The sequence below is a fragment of the Massilia sp. X63 genome, from assembly GCF_041023745.1.
Classification (GTDB): Bacteria; Pseudomonadota; Gammaproteobacteria; order Burkholderiales; family Burkholderiaceae_D; genus Telluria.
In genome coordinates this window covers 63173-77842 of the sequence record NZ_JBFTEF010000001.1, presented here as the reverse complement: position 1 = coordinate 77842, position 14670 = coordinate 63173, and the positions used below count along the sequence as shown (strand labels likewise).

The window sequence follows — 14670 nt, the reverse complement described above, 5'->3', positions numbered from 1 at the left end:
TGTGTTGTTCTGGAAAATTACAGGTCCAGCACCAGCTTTCCGGTCCTGGCGCGCGACACGCAGATCATCATGGTCTTCTGCGCGGCCTGTTCGGCATTGCTGAGGTACTGGTCGAGGTGTTCGGCTTCGCCCTCGAGGATCCGGGTCTCGCAGGTGCCGCATACGCCTTCGCGGCACAGGCATTCCACCTGGACGGTGCTGTCGCGCTCGATCGCCTTGAGGATCGATTCCCCGGCCCCGACCTCCACCACCTTGCCGGACTTCGCCAGCACGACGGTAAAGGCGCCGTCGTGCGCGGAAGCGGACGCCGCAAACTGTTCCCAGTGCACGCGTTCCGGCGCAAGGCCGGCGCCGCTTGCCGCGGCGCGTACCGCCTCGATCAGCCCGGCCGGGCCGCAGACGTACACATGCGCACCGTCGGCCAGGCCCGCCATCAGCGCGGCCAGGTCCAGCTGCTGGCCCAGGCTGTCGACGTAGCAGCGCACCGTACCGGAGGAATCCCGGGCCAGCTCCGCGATCTCCTGGCTGAACGCGCCGTGCTCCGGCGCGCGGAACGCGTAGTGCAGTTCGTGGCTGGCGCCGCGCCGGCGCAGCTCGTGCATCTGCGACATGAAGGGCGTGATGCCGATGCCCCCCGCGATCAGCACGTGGTGCTGGGCATGCTCCGACAGCGCGAACAGGTTGTTCGGAGGCGTGATGGCGAGGAGGTCGCCCTCCTTCACCTGGTCGTGCAGGAAGGCGGAACCGCCTTTCGACGGCGTCTCGCGGCGCACCCCGATCTGGTAGCTTTCCAGCTGCTCCGGAGAGCTCAGCAAGGAGTAGGCATTGCCGTAGCGCTGCGCGCCGTCACGCATCTGGACGATGACGTGGCTGCCTCCGGTAAAGGGCGGCAGCCTGGCGCCGTCGGCGGCGACCAGGGTAAAGCGCTTGATCAGCGGAGTGACGGCATCGACGCGCGCAACCCTGACCGGGATGGTCTGATATGAATTTTCCATTGGTACGATCTCTTCAAACCTCAGCTGCGCCTACACGGCCATGCAGAGATATTTCATTTCCATATAGTCTTCGATGCCGTAGCGCGAACCTTCGCGACCGAGCCCGGACTGCTTCACCCCGCCGAACGGCGCCACCTCGTTGGAGATCAGGCCGGTATTGATGCCGACCATGCCGTACTCGAGCTGTTCGGCCACGCGCCAGGCGCGGCCGATGTCGCGGCTGTAGAAATAGGCGGCGAGGCCGTAGATGGTGTCGTTGGCCATGCGGACGACCTCGTCCTCGCAGCGGAAGCGGACGATCGGCGACACGGGTCCGAACACCTCTTCGTCGAGGATGCGCATGCCGGGCACGACCTCGGTGAGCACGGTGGGCGCATAGAAACCCGGTCCGGCCGCGTGGGCGGCGCCGCCGACCGCCACGCGGGCGCCCTTGCCGACCGCATCGGCCACCAGTTCGGACACCTTGTCGGTGGCCTTGCCGTTGATGAGCGGACCGATCTCGCTGCCGGGTTCGAAGCCGTTGCCGACGCGGAGCTGCGCGACCCTGGCCGAGAACTGCGCCACGAAGCGCTCGTAGACGGCATCGTGCACATACAGGCGGTTGACGCAGACGCAGGTCTGGCCTGCGTTGCGGTACTTGGCCTGCAGGGCGCCCTCGACGGCGGCGTCGACGTCGGCATCGTCGAACACGATGAAGGGCGCGTTGCCGCCCAGCTCGAGCGAGACTTTCTTGACGGTGCCGGCGCACTGCTGCATCAAGAGGCGTCCGACCGGGGTGGAACCGGTGAACGACAGCTTGCGCACCAAGGGATGGCCGGTGAGCTGGCCGCCGATCGCGACGGCATCGCCGGTGACGACGTTGAGCACGCCGGCGGGAATGCCGGCCCGCAGCGCGAGCTCGGCCAGCGCCAGCGCGCTGAACGGCGTCTCGTTGGCCGGCTTGACGACCATGGTGCAACCGGCCGCCAGGGCCGGACCGGCCTTGCGTGCGATCATCGCGGCGGGAAAATTCCATGGGGTGATCGCGGCGCACACGCCGATCGGCTCGCGCACCACCAGCAAGCGCTTGTCCCCGGACGGCGACGGGATCACGTCGCCGTACACGCGCTTGCCTTCCTCGGCGAACCATTCGATGAACGAGGCGGCGTAGCGGATTTCGGCGCGCGCCTCGTGCAGCGGCTTGCCCTGCTCCCAGGTCATGATGGCGGCCAGGTCGTCTTCGTGTTGCAGGACCAGGTCGAACCAGTTGCGCATCAGCGCCGCGCGCTCCTTGGCGCTGCGTGCCCGCCATGCCGGCAGGGCCGCGTGGGCGGCGTCGATCGCGGCCACCGTCTCGTCCCGTCCCATGCAGGGGACGGTCCCGATGCGCCCGCCGCTTGCGGGATCGAACACCGGCACCGTCGCGCCGCCGGCGGCATCGGTCCATCGGCCGCCGATGCAGGCCTGCTGGCGCAGCAGCGTTTCGTCGTTGAGCCGGATGCGGCCCTTCAGATTCGCGTGCTCAGTCATCGCCGTACTCTTTCGCGACCTTGCGGTGGAAGTGCACGATGCCGTGCTCGCTGATGCCGCTGCGCTCGCGGTCGACCATGATGCGGCCCTGGCCGCGATAGCCGCGCGACTTCAGGCCGCGCTGCACGCTTTCCACCAGGTTCAGGTCTTCCGGACGGAACACGTTGCGGTACCACTCGACGAGCTTGGCCTGCTCCTCGGTCAGTTCCTTGTTCAGGAAGTAGATGTCGTAATGCTGCAGCGTGACTTCCGCACTGACGGGGTATTCGTAGATCACGGTCATGAAGTTGGCGCCCGGCGGCACGTTGAACATCGTGCACGGCCACGCCCAGAAGCCGCTGAAGCTCGGATCCTTGATCGATTCGTCGAGCTTGAAGGATTTTTCCGAGGACTTGGCCAGCCCGAACTGGAGCGTCCAGTTGCCGTGCAGCGTGTGGGTGTACTTGTCGACCTGGACCGAGTCGGAAAAGCCCGGGTGCGCCGGTCCGCAGTGATAGCACTCCATGTAGTTGTCGACGATGCTCTTCCAGTTGGCCGCGGTTTCGGTGACGAAGCGCGCGCCCAGCTGCAGCTGGTCGATGACCGGGCAGGCGGCGCGCAGGCGGCTTTCCAGGCCGGGGAGCTGCTCTTCCACGGTACCGGCGTCGAGGTCCATGTTGATGAAGATGAAGCCCGCGTACTCTTCGACCTTCACCGGGACCAGGCTGGCCTTGTCCTTGTCGAAATTGGGCACGTTCTCGCAATTGCGGGCATGGGCCAGCTCGCCGTCCAGCTTGAAAGTCCAGGCATGGTAGGGGCAGGTGATCACGTTGCGCGCCCGGCCGCTGCCGGTCAGCAGCTGGTGGCCACGGTGCGGACACACGTTGTAGAAAGCCCGCAGCACGCCGTCGCGGTCGCGCAGGACCACGATGCTTTCGCCGATCACCTCGCGGGTGACGTAGTCGTTCGGCTCGGCCAGCTCGCTGCGGTGCGCGACGCAGATCCAGCTGTGGGCAAAAATCTTTTCTTTTTCATGCTCGTAGACGGCCGCGTCGGTGTAGTACGACGCGGGCAGGGTCCAGGCGTTCTCGGTATCGGCGCAGAAATCCGCCGGCAGCTTGGTGATGTCGTTCATGTGTATCCTTTTATTTAACGGTTAACCGCTGGTTAACTCGGTGGCAAAAAAAATCGGGAAAATCGGGGCCGTGCTTGCCGCGCTCACTCTGCAACGATGACCTGCTTGGCGCCAGGGGGCCGCTCAGGCGAGGCGGCCCTTGCCTGTGGCGGCGGGGCGCTGCTGGATTCGATCAGGTGGGCCGGCGTATCGCCGTAATCCTGCTTCAGCCAGCGGAACAGGCCGAACAGTTTCACGGCGAGGATGGCCAGGAAGGGAATGGCCGTGAGCACCACCGCGGTCTTCATCGTATCCAGCGACGCCTTGATGAAGAGCATGGCCAGCGGCACGAGCGTCAGCATGAGGCACCAGAACACCCGGCTGGTGGGGGTCGGGTCTTCGCCCTCGCGCAGGTTGCGGGTGGTGGTCGCGGCGACGGCGTAGGCGACGGCGTCGACGTGGGCGGCCAGGAACACGACCATGATGCCCAGGTACACGGCCAGGAAGACCGAGCCGGCCGGCAAGGAATGCAGCAGGATCTGCACCGCCTCCTCGCCGCCCTGTTCCTTCAGGATGCGAGGGACGTCGATCGCGCCCGAGATGAACTGATGCATGCTGTAGCTTTCGAGGGCGCCGAAGAAGAACCAGCATCCGACGCTGCCGCCCAGCAGGAGGGCCGCGATGACTTCCTTGATCTTGCGTCCCTTCGAGACCCGCGCGACGAACATCGCGACACCCGGCGAGTAGGAGACCCACCACAGCCAGTAGAACACCGTCCAGCCGCGGCTGAAACCGCCCTCCCCGGTCGGGTCGGTAAACAGGCTCATGTGCACGTAGTCCTGCAGCATCCGGCCGAGCCCGTTCACGATGTTATTGGCGGCGAACTGCGTCGGGCCGATGACGAACACGACCGCCGCCAGCAGCAAGGCGCCCCAGCAGACCATGTGGCTGAGGCGCTGCATGCCGCCGTCGATGCCGACGTAGGCGCTCAGCGAAAACAGGACCGACACGCCGATGATGACGATGATCTGCATGGTGAAGGTATCGGGCAGTCCGGTCAGGCTGGCCAGGCCGCGTGTCAGGGTCGATGCGGTCAAGGCGATCGAGACGGTCAGCGCGCCGAACATCGTCAGCAGGAAGATCAGGTCGACCAGCCGGCCGACCGGACCGGAGGCCCGGAATCCGGTCACGGCTTCGACGATGGCAGCCAGGTTCAGTCCCTTGTTCTTGCGGACATGGAAATGGTAGGCCATGGCCAGCGATGGCAGTGCGTAAATGGCCCAGGCGCTCAAGCCCCAATGGAAGAACGAATAGCTGATGCTGTATTCCAGCGCGTCGCGGCTGGCGCTGGCGATGTTCAGCCCCGGCGTCTGGTAGTAGTAGACCCATTCCATCACGCCCCAGTACATGGTGGAAGAGCCCATGCCTGCGCAAATGAACATGAAGATCCAGGACAGCGTCGAATATTCCGGCTTGTCTTCTCCCAGCCGTACGTTGCCGTACTTGCTGAACGCGAGTCCCAGGCAGGCCAGCACGCATCCGAAAGCGAGCAGCTGGACCAATGCCCCGAAAGAGCGGGTCGACCATTCGAAGAGGTGGGAGGCGGTGGCGGCTGTTTCGGCCGGCCATAGCGCCAGGGCGACGACGGTTGCCAGCACGGCAGCGATGGTGCAGCCGGTCAGGAACCCATCGCTGCGAAGCGAGGTGTTTTTCATGAAGTCTCCTCCTGTGCGCTTGCGCACGGATTGATTGTTATCCCACATGACTGGCCGGGGCAAGCGCCAATTCGCGGGTGTTGTAAACCCACGGTTTACGGTAAAGTGCGGGTTTACGAACGATTCTATGTAAATTGCATGGCGTGCACAAGCACTATCTGGAAGTTTTTTTCGGCGCAGGATGCGCAGGAAAATGCAGGACTTTCCCGGCCACGATGGTGCCACTGCGACCAGGCTTGGCGAGAATGCAAGCTGCCGTGGAGCGCTGAGCTATACTTTCGGGCGGCAGTGCACCGTGCTGCCCCATCCGGATTGGAGCTATGACAGAAAACAGTTTTGCGTTCCGCCTCAAGGAGCTGCTGGAGCATAAGAACCTGACCTTGCAGGCGGTCGCGAACGTGCTGGGCGTGTCGCGCCCCGCGGTGCACAAGTGGACCAAGGGCGGGGAGATCGATTACGAGAAGTTGCGCAAGCTGGCCGGATTCCTCGGCGTGAACTGGATCTGGCTGCGCTACGGCGAACAGGCGCAGCAGGAAATGGAAAGCGCCACGCTGGTGGACTTGCCGCTGACCGAAGTACGGCGCCGCTATACGGCCGAGCTCATGGCAAACGAAGCGCGCATGAAGCTGGCGCAGGAAGGGGCCGGCATCGTGACCTGGGAATGGGACCTCATCACCGACGACGTCAAGTATTCGTCGAACGTGGAAGCGGTCTATGGCTGGCACGTCGACAGCAACGAGAACTTCTACAAGCACGTGCACGCCGACGACATCGCCATGATGCAACGGATCTACGAGGAATCGATCCGGTCCGGCACCTCGCATGAATTCGATTTCCGCCTGATCCAGCCCGACGCGGCGGTCCGCTGGATCCACTCCAGCGCCACGCCGGTGCGCGAATTCGATGGGCGCGTCATCAAGTTCGTCGGCATCAGCATGAACATCACCGCGCGAAAACGCGTCGAGCAATCCTTGCGCGACGAGCAAACGCGTTTTCGCGCCGTGTTCGAACTGACTTCCGACGGCATGGCCTTGTTCGACGCCGAATTGGGCTGCGATTCCGTGAACGGCGCGCTGGCGGAAATGCTTGGCTATCCGGAGGCCGCCCTGCAGGGCGATGGATTGTCGAAGCTGTTCGCGGACGGCGGCGCGCGCTTGAAAAAGAGTGCATCGTACAAGACGCCGTCGGCCTTCGACGCCGCCCTGAGCTGCTGCGGCGGCGCAGTGCTGCAGGTTAGGGTCCGCACCACCAGCGGACGGCGTGACGACGGCGAGCTGGCCTACCTGATTGCGGCGATCGCGCCCGTGCCGGCGCCGTGACGCCGGGCCGGACGGCCATGCCGCCCAGCCTCGGACGCATCATCCTCCTCCGTGCAGGTGCGTCCTGATTGCCGGCCCCAGCAGGCGTTCCAGGTCGACCAGGTAGACCTCGCTCCCGGCGCAGCTGATGCATCCTTCCAGATAGGGGCAACGCTCGGCCAGCGCCGGCTCCGGGGGGCGAATCGCGGCATAGTCGACATGGACGTATTCCCCGATGCAGTCGACCAGCATGGCGAAGCGGCTGTGCTGGACGTTGGCGACCACCACGCAGCTTCCCATCATCGCCCCTTCCTTGCCCGCAGGCGAACGGAAGTCGACCAGCGGAACGATGCGCCCCTCGTAGGACATCGCGAGCCCCCTGCCGAAGCGCACTGGAGCATGCCCAGGCGCCAAGGCCAGCACGTCGCACAGGCTGGCCGCGTCGAACGCCAGTTCGGTGCCCAGCGCCTGGACCCGCAGCAGGCGGATCGGCGCAAACATCCCGGAAAAGGTCAGCTTCGGCTTGGCATCGTGGAGTGAACGCATGAATGAACAGGATAGAGGTCGAAAACAGGAGCCGGGGGCGGCTCAGGCCTGGCGCAGGCGCAGGAAGAGCCGCAGGGCCCCGCCAAGGTCGCGGATCAGCAGGAACATGGCCAGCGTCATGAACAGCCCGGCCGGCCTGGCGAGAATGGCGGGCGCCAGGGTCGATGCGAGCAGCAGCCCAAGCGCGACCGCATGCCAGCGCCACTGGCGCAAGGCCGAGGCCTCGTCCACGATCGACTTCACGCCGGGCACGCGCTCGCGGCCGGCGCGGGCATCGCACTGCAGGTGGTACCAGACCAGGAAGGGCACGATCTTGTAGAGCATGCCGTTCACCGCCGACATGCCGAAACCGGCGATCACCAGCACTCCGGTCAGCAGGGCGCGCTGGTCGGGCGCGAGCGGGAGGAAATGCACGAGGATCGCCAGCGCCAGGCAAGCCATGGCCAGGCACCAGTAGAAGGTGCCGACATCGGCCTTGCGCTTGCGCCGGCGGAAGAACTGAAAGGTGGTCGCGACGTACTTCAGCATCAGCGCTCCCACGCCGATCTCTGCCGCCAGCTGCAGGCCGGGCAACTGCCGCAACGCGGCGGCGCTCCAGGCCAGCAGCAGCGTGAACAGCAGCACGGGCATGCCCTGCTCCAGCCACCGCGGGTAGGCCGGCGTGCCCTGGAACATGGGGATCACCTGGAACGAGACGGCGGCGGTCAGGGCCACGATCCAGCCGACCAGGCCCCAGGAAGCGTGCACGTCGATGAATAGCAGCACGTCCAGCGTGCCGAGCCCGGCCAGGTACATGGCCAGTGCCCCACCCAGGCCCATGGTCACCGCCAGCCCGGAGATTGCCAGGCGCACGCCGGTCACCAGGGGCCGGGCCGCCGGCACGATCCGCTGCGAGATCGCGGCACCGACGGCGACCAGGACCACCAGCCCGGCAAGGCCGAGCAGACTGGCGGCCGTCACGTAGAATCCGGGACCGAGCCCGAGGCCAAGGGCGCCGGCCAGCACCACCGTTCCCCCTGCCAGCCCGCTCCAGGCGAGCAGCGCCACCGGGCCGGCCAGCTTGACCGCGGCCCCGGCGACCACCGGTAAAATCTGAAACAGCGCCCCGACGATGGTCATCGTCAGGAAGCCCAGGGTCAGCAGGTGCGTCATCGCGAGCGTAACCGGCGTCCAGCGCGAACTCAGTGCGGCCTCGCCCTGCCACATCAGCAGGAGCGCGGCGGCGAAGACAAAGCACGGAGCCGTCAGCAGAAAGGGCAAGGGCACCCAGATCGAAGGCATCGCGCCATAGCTCAGTGTTCGCTGCATGGTCGTTTCTGGATGGTCAGGTCGAACCTGCCGTCGTCGCGCGTGCTCAAGCGGTGGCGATAAGCATGGCGCTCGAGCACCCGGTACAGGGGAAAAGGTTCGCGGTCGATCAGGACCTGCAGGGCCATGTCGGGCGCGAGCGAGGCCAGGGCTTCCAGGATCTGCTCCATCGGCTCGGGCGGCAACAGGCCGGACACATCGAGAAAAACCGGGGCGGCATCAGGTGCGCTCATGAGAGAAACTCCTTGGTATGGGAGACGGGAACGGACGCGGGCAGCAGGTCGGCCAGGCTAAGCCGGTTCAGCTCGGCAAGGTAAGCCTCGGTCGCCTGGGCAAGCGACTGGCGCAGGCGGCAGGCCGCGCCGAAGGGGCAAGCGGCCGTGTCGCCGGCGAAGCACTGCGCCATGTGGAAATTCGGTTCGGTGCGGCGGACGATCTCGCCCATGCGGATGTCGCGCGGATCCCGCTCCAGCCGGATGCCGCCGCAGCGTCCGCGGACCGCCACGATCACGCCATCGGCCGCCAGTTCGTTGACGACCTTGGCCAGGTGGTTGCGCGAGATCCCGTACTGGCAGGCGACCTCGTCGATGGTCGCCATGCGGCCGTGGCAGCTGCCCAGGTACATCAGGAGGCGCAAGGCGTGGTCGGTGAATTCGGTCAGCCGCATGGCGGCCCCTCAGGCGCGCAACTTGAAATCGATGACCACATCGCCGACGGCACGGCGGTGGTAGATGACATTCACCCGCTCGCCGAACACGTCTTCGATTTCATTGAGCAGCGGAACCGGATCGTGATCGTTGCAGAACCTCATCGATTCGCCCGGCAACAGGGTATGCAAGGCGCCAAAGATGGCCGCATGGCGGAAGCGGCGGTCGACGCCCCTGGCGTCGAACACATAGGTGCGGCCCGGGCTCATGGTGACGGAACAATCGTGTGGCATGTCGAACTCCTTTCGTGGATCTTTGTGGATATGCGCGGCCGCCGTGGCGGCCGCATTGCATGGTTCAGGCCTGTGCCGCCACCACGCCGGTGCCGGCCTGCGGCGCGCGCTTGGCGCGCATCAGGCGCAGGGCGAACAGGCTGAGGAACAGGATGCCGATGGCGAACACGATGTCGCCCGGGACCCGCAGCCACACCATGTTCTCCATGAAGCCCGAGTGGACGACTTCGGCCGAACGGGCGTACCACATGCCCTTGGTGATGCTGGCATAAGCCTGGTAGATGCCGGCCGGGACCAGCGACATGAACACCATCATCGCCAGGCCGATGTTGAGCAGCCAGAAGGTCGGACGCAGCAGCGAATCGGACCAGCCGATGCCGGCGCTCAGGCCGCGCAGGCAGAACAGCATCAGGCCGATGCCGAGCATGCCGTAGACGCCGAACAGCGCGGCATGTCCATGCGCTGCGGTCATGTTCAGGCCCTGCATGTAATACAGTGCGATCGGCGTGTTGATCGAGAAGCCGAGCAGGCCGGCGCCGACCGTGTTCCAGAAGCCGACGGCGATGAAGCACAGGATCGCCCACTTGTAGTTGCGAACCCAGGGCGCGGCCTTGGTGCGCTGGTAGTTGCGATACGCTTCGATGCCGATCAGCGACAACGGCACCACTTCAAGCGCCGAGAACATCGAGCCGAGCGCGATGACCGAGGTCGGGGTGCCGGTGAAATACAGGTGGTGCAGGGTGCCGAGGATGCCGCCGAACAGGAACACGATGGTCTCGAGCACGATCGCGCTGTTGGCGGAAGCGGCGCGGATCAGGCCGAGGCGGGCGAACAGCAGTGCGATCACGGCCGTCGCGAACACTTCGAAGAAACCTTCCACCCACAGGTGGACCAGCCACCAGCGCCAGTATTCGACCATCGAGTAATGCGTGCTGCGGCCCCAGGTCAGCGAGGTGGCGTAGAAACCGCCGATGCACAGCGCCGCCAGGAACACCATGGCGATCAGGCCGCGGCTTTCGGACGGCTTGCGCAGCGCCGGCCACAGGCCGCGGCCGAGCAGGAAGGCCCAGAACAGCAGGCCGATGAACAACAGCACCTGCCACACCCGGCCCATGCTGGTGAACTCCAGGCCCTGGTTGCCGATCCAGAAGGAGTACTCGGTGCCGGCGGCGCGCAGGGTGCCGAGCCAGCCGGTGATGGTGGAGCCGACCACGATGAACAGCAGCGCATAGAACAGCACGTTGACGCCCAGCTTCTGGTGCTTCGGCTCGTGTCCGGAGATGGCCGGCGCGATGTACAGGCCGGTCGCCAGCCACGCGGTCGCGATCCACAGCACGGCGAACTGGGTGTGGATGGTGCGGCTGACGGTGAACGGCAGGATGTCGCCGATCGGCAGGCCGAAGAAGCTGGTGCCCTCGACCGCATAGTGGGCGGTGATGACGCCCATGCCGACCTGCGCCAGGATCAGCCCGACCACCACGAAGAAATACTTGCGGGTGGCGCGCATCGACGGCGTCATGCGCAGCGAGGCCAGCGGGTCGCTCTTCGGCGCCGCCGGATCGTCCTCTTCCTTGTGCCGGCCGTGGACGAACACCATCCCGGCAATCGCGCCGATCATCAGGATCACGCTGGCGATCGACCAGATACCGGCGCCGGCGGTCGGCGTATTGCCGACCAGCGGCTCGTGCGGCCAGTTGCTGGTATAGCTCAGGCCGGGCTGGCCCGGACGGTCGGTCGCGGCCGACCACGACGACCAGAAGAAGAAGCCGGTCAGCGCGGCGCGGTCGGCTTCCTGTGGCAGCGAGCCGGTCTTCATCGCATATTGCTCGCGCAGGGCGTCGAAGCGGCTGTCGCTGCCGAACAGGCCGGCGTAATGGCGCGCCACCTGCCGCACGGCTTGCGCACGCAGGTCCGACAGCGCCAGGACGCGCGTCTGCGCATCATAGGTATTCCTGCGCAGCTCCTCGCGTACGCCGGCATCGACCTGGCCCTTCCGGCCCACATCGAGATCGCCGTAGGCACGCCCGAAGTCGCGCAGCGCCAGCAGCTCTTGCAGCGCCAGCGCCTCGCGGTGCAGCCAGTCGGCCGACCAGTCCGGCGCCAGGTAGCTGCCATGGCCCCACACGCTGCCCAGCTGTTGTCCGCCGGCGGCCAGCCAGGCCTGCTGGCCGTGCTGGATCTGCGGTCCTTCGTAGAGCACCTGGCCTTTTGCATCGGTCACGGTGAGGGGGATCGGCGGGGCCTCCAGGTAGATCTCCCTGCCGACCCAAGCGAGTACGGAAAACGAGATCACACAGATGACGGCCAGCCATGTCCAGAGTTTTTTTGTGGCTTGCATGATTGTCCTTGTGAGAGTGAACAGAACGCTTTTGCGTTTTTCTGTCCGGTATCGTAGGCCTCGGTCGCAAATGATGCAAACCATTTACATCTTATAGATAGTCCAGATCAAGAAAATCCGGCTGGGGCCTGCATCGCGAGATTCGAGGCAGGCCGGTGCTCCCTGCCCTCACCCGCCTTTCTCAGATCGTGCGCGAATACGGCATGCGCTGGAGGGGCAGCGCGGTGTCGGCGCCGAGGTAGCGGTCGAACACCATGCAGACATTGCGGATCAGGAAGCGTCCTTCGTCGGTCACCTGCAGGCGGCCCGGGGCGCGTGTGATGAGACCATCCTGCGCCAGCGCGTCGATCCGGGTCTGCTCGCGCGCGAAATACACGTCGAACAGGATGCCATGACGGTCTTCCAGGGCATGGATGTCGAGATCGAAGTCGCACATCAGGCGCTGGATCAGGTCGCGCCGTACCAGGTCGTCGGGACTCAGCTCGATGCCGCGCGCCACCGGCAGTTCGCCGCGATCGAGCGCCGCGTAATAGCGGCCAAGGGACTTCTCGTTCTGGCTGTAGACATTGGCGACCGCGCTGATGGCCGAGACGCCGCAGGACAGCATGTCGGCGTCCGCATGGGTCGAATAGCCCTGGAAGTTGCGGTGCAGCCTGCCGTCCCGCTGGGCCAGCGCCAGCTCGTCGTCCGGTTTGGCGAAATGGTCCATGCCGATGTACACGTAGCCATGCGCCGTGAGGTGGCCGATGCACAGGCCCAGCAGGTCGAGCCTGGTCTGGGCCGAGGGCATGTCTTCCTCGCGGATCAGGCGCTGCGACTTGAACAGGTCCGGCATGTGCGCATAGTTGTAGACCGAGATGCGGTCGGGCGAGGCGGCCACCACCTTGTCCAGCGTGCGCTGCATCGAGGCCACGCTCTGTTTCGGCAGGCCGTAGATCAGGTCGATGCTGACCGAGCGGAACCCGTGGGCGCGCGCCGCCGCGATGGCGTCGAGCGTCAGCGCCTCGGGCTGGATGCGGTTGACGGCGCGCTGCACGTCCGGATCGAAGTCCTGCACGCCGAGGCTGATGCGGTTGAAGCCCTGGGTGCGCAGTTCGGCGATGCGCGCCGCGTCGACCGTGCGCGGATCGATCTCGATCCCGTACTCGCCCTCGCTGTCGGGAGCGAAGTCGAAGCGCTCGCGCAGGTGGCGCATCAAGCTGTCCATCTGCGCGCCGCTCAGGTAAGTGGGGGTGCCGCCGCCGAAATGCAGCTGCTCGACCCGGTTCATGCCGCCGTACAGGGCAGCCTGCATGTCGATCTCGCGCAACAGGTAGCCGAGGTATTCGGCGGCCTTGTCGCGGTCATTGGTGATGATCTTGTTGCAGGCGCAGTAGTAGCACAGCGAGCGGCAGAACGGGATGTGGACATACAGCGACAAGGGGGGACGGCTCGGCGCCGCGCGGCGCCGGTCGACTGCGCTGCGGTAGCCGTCGCCGCCGAAGCCCGGCACGAAACGGTCGGCCGTCGGGTAGGACGTGTAGCGCGGTCCCTGGCGGCTCATGCGCGCGACCAGGTCGGCATTCAGGACAGCCGGCGCGCAGGCGCCCGGCGCCTGGAGAGAGTAGGAATGTGAAGTCATGGAAAATGAAAAAATGGTTGGCCGCGCAAGGCGCGGCGGCCGCATGCAAGCGGGAGCCTTCGGCGCATGCCGTGCGCGGGTGCCGGGCCCTCAGCCCTCGCGCCCGTCGATGCGCGGCCGCGCCAGGTAGGGACCATAGACGGCACAGAACAGCGCGAATGCCAGGCTCCAGCAGGTGGCGGCCAGCACCAGGCCCCATTCGCGCAATCCGGCGCCGCCGAGGGCCGCCGCCAGGCGCGCCAGTACGCCGGCCTGCAGCAGCAGGTACATCGCGGTCTCCGCCCTTCCCGCCTTGAGCATGCGCCCGGTATGGCCGAGCGTGGTGCGGGTGATCATGCCGATGATCAGGCCGCCCATCCCCCCCACCGCCAGCAGGTGCACCGCGGCACTGAGCGGCGCCATGCCGAAGCAGGCCAGCGCCAGCACCGCGAAGCCCACCGGAATCCAGGCATACGACAGGTGCAGGATCCACAGCAGCGGATTGCGCAAGGTGCACAGCGGCTTCCAGCCGGCCATGCGCACCGCCTGCACCGCCGCCGTCGCCAGCGCCAGCAAACCAAGCGGCAGCGACAGCGGCAGCACGGCCCAGGCCAGGCCGGTGGCCGCGGTCAGGACCAGGCTGGCCTTCTCCAGGCGCGGATCGGTCGTGGTGCGTACGCCGCGCACGGCGTTGGCGGTAAAGTTCGGAATCACCCGTCCGCCCAGCACCGATTCGATCACGACGACGGCAACGATCGCCGCATACAGCGGCTGCATCGGCGACAGCGCCAGCCAGCCGAGCACACTGGCATGGAAGGCGGCATTCGCCAGGGCCAGCACGGCGAGCACCACCACCATGACCAGGTTGCGCGTGTTGCCGGCGCGCCGGATCACCCGGTACAGCGGGAGCGTGGCCAGCGGCAGGAAGGCCAGGTCGATCGCCGCTGCCGGTACCGGGGGCAGCGCGAGCATCGCAATGCGGCCGGCCACCCACAGGGCCACGAGGGCGCCGAGCTGCCTGCCGCGCGGCGTCCACAGGCCGGTCCAGTTGCGGCCCGCCGTATACAGGAAGCCGACCACGATCGCGATCACGAAGCCGAACAGCATTTCGTGCATGTGCCACAGGAGATTCAGGCGCGACGAGGCGATCCAGCCCAGGGTCGCGGCGGTCCAGGCCGGAACGGCCACGCCGGCGAAGGCGGCGCCCAGCAGGTAGAACGGACGAAAGCCCAGGGCCAGGAAGGGGTGATTCCGCAAGGGGCCGCCCGCTCGGGTGGCGGCCGGGTCTTCGATGCGCAGCAGTGTCATGATGGTGCTCCCGTGTTGGA

Annotated in this window: 13 protein-coding genes; 1 reads left to right on the top strand and 12 read right to left on the bottom strand. The window is 66.2% G+C overall.

Features of this window, described 5'->3' with window-relative positions; all coding sequences use genetic code 11:
- Positions 1-17: 17 nt before the first annotated feature.
- The 4 genes from AB3347_RS00325 to AB3347_RS00310 form a co-directional block, all read right to left on the bottom strand.
- On the bottom strand, positions 18-995 hold the full coding sequence (locus tag AB3347_RS00325; RefSeq protein ID WP_369089784.1) for a 2Fe-2S iron-sulfur cluster-binding protein: 978 nt from the start codon (positions 993-995) through the stop codon (positions 18-20).
- Between the two features lie 30 nt (positions 996-1025).
- A complete protein-coding gene (locus tag AB3347_RS00320) occupies positions 1026-2504 on the bottom strand; it encodes an NAD-dependent succinate-semialdehyde dehydrogenase (RefSeq protein ID WP_369089783.1) in 1479 nt (492 codons plus the stop codon).
- Positions 2497-3618 carry an aromatic ring-hydroxylating dioxygenase subunit alpha gene (locus AB3347_RS00315; RefSeq protein WP_369089782.1) on the bottom strand — a complete coding sequence of 374 codons (1122 nt, stop codon included), beginning with the start codon at positions 3616-3618 and terminating at the stop codon, positions 2497-2499. Before AB3347_RS00315 ends, AB3347_RS00320 begins: the two co-directional genes overlap by 8 nt.
- Positions 3619-3701: 83 nt before the next feature.
- Positions 3702-5312 (bottom strand): BCCT family transporter, encoded by a 1611-nt coding sequence (locus tag AB3347_RS00310; protein ID WP_369089781.1) that lies wholly within the window; start codon positions 5310-5312, stop codon positions 3702-3704.
- 320 nt (positions 5313-5632) lie between these two features.
- On the opposite strand from AB3347_RS00310, the gene AB3347_RS00305 reads away from it, so the two are divergent.
- Positions 5633-6631: a PAS domain S-box protein gene (locus AB3347_RS00305; protein WP_369089780.1), complete on the top strand. Its 999-nt coding sequence runs from the start codon at positions 5633-5635 to the stop codon at positions 6629-6631.
- A 39-nt stretch (positions 6632-6670) separates the two neighbouring features.
- Here AB3347_RS00305 and AB3347_RS00300 read toward each other — a convergent pair whose 3' ends face one another.
- The 8 genes from AB3347_RS00300 to AB3347_RS00265 form a co-directional block, all read right to left on the bottom strand.
- The gene (locus AB3347_RS00300; RefSeq protein ID WP_369089779.1) at positions 6671-7156 is read right to left on the bottom strand and encodes a chemotaxis protein CheW; all 486 of its coding nucleotides are present in this window, start codon (positions 7154-7156) and stop codon (positions 6671-6673) included.
- Between the two features lie 42 nt (positions 7157-7198).
- Positions 7199-8464, bottom strand: a complete 1266-nt coding sequence (locus AB3347_RS00295; RefSeq protein WP_369089778.1) for a permease — start codon at positions 8462-8464, stop codon at positions 7199-7201.
- Positions 8449-8697: a DUF2249 domain-containing protein gene (locus AB3347_RS00290; protein WP_369089777.1), complete on the bottom strand. Its 249-nt coding sequence runs from the start codon at positions 8695-8697 to the stop codon at positions 8449-8451. Before AB3347_RS00290 ends, AB3347_RS00295 begins: the two co-directional genes overlap by 16 nt.
- Positions 8694-9131, bottom strand: coding sequence for an Rrf2 family transcriptional regulator (locus AB3347_RS00285; protein ID WP_369089776.1), 438 nt, complete (start codon positions 9129-9131; stop codon positions 8694-8696). Before AB3347_RS00285 ends, AB3347_RS00290 begins: the two co-directional genes overlap by 4 nt.
- Before the next feature lie 9 nt (positions 9132-9140).
- Complete coding sequence (locus AB3347_RS00280; RefSeq protein WP_369089775.1) at positions 9141-9404, bottom strand: DUF2249 domain-containing protein; 264 nt, start codon at positions 9402-9404, stop codon at positions 9141-9143.
- A gap of 64 nt (positions 9405-9468) precedes the next feature.
- On the bottom strand, positions 9469-11742 hold the full coding sequence (locus AB3347_RS00275; protein ID WP_369089774.1) for a nitric-oxide reductase large subunit: 2274 nt from the start codon (positions 11740-11742) through the stop codon (positions 9469-9471).
- A 181-nt stretch (positions 11743-11923) separates the two neighbouring features.
- Positions 11924-13363: an oxygen-independent coproporphyrinogen III oxidase gene (gene hemN, locus AB3347_RS00270; protein ID WP_369089773.1), complete on the bottom strand. Its 1440-nt coding sequence runs from the start codon at positions 13361-13363 to the stop codon at positions 11924-11926.
- Between the two features lie 90 nt (positions 13364-13453).
- On the bottom strand, positions 13454-14650 hold the full coding sequence (locus tag AB3347_RS00265; protein WP_369089772.1) for an NnrS family protein: 1197 nt from the start codon (positions 14648-14650) through the stop codon (positions 13454-13456).
- Positions 14651-14670 lie beyond the last annotated feature (20 nt).